Source organism: Citrobacter sp. TBCS-14 (assembly GCF_005280805.1).
GTDB lineage: Bacteria > Pseudomonadota > Gammaproteobacteria > Enterobacterales > Enterobacteriaceae > Citrobacter > Citrobacter gillenii.
This window is the reverse complement of the sequence record NZ_SZWM01000830.1, coordinates 1-203: the sequence shown is the minus strand read 5'-3', so window position 1 is coordinate 203 and position 203 is coordinate 1. Positions and strand designations below refer to the sequence as shown.

Annotated in this window: 1 pseudogene; it reads right to left on the bottom strand. The window is 43.3% G+C overall.

Annotation, left to right across the window (positions count from 1 at the left end):
• Positions 1 to 203, bottom strand: a pseudogene (locus FDX22_RS30600) (type III secretion protein HrpE); the annotation flags it as partial.

Sequence of the window (203 nt, the reverse complement as noted above, 5' to 3'; positions counted from 1 at the left end):
TGGGATGGCTGGCGCTGAAAATTACAGCACCATATTTCCTGTCCATATTCTACCCGTAACTCTTCAGCTTGACATGTTCGAAGTTCAACATCAATTCCGGACTGCTTAAAATGGTCACTGATGGATTTGGCTGAGCGAATGGCATAAGCAGGGAATGAAACGATAGCTTTGTAGTCCGTAATAGCATCACGTGATAGATAATG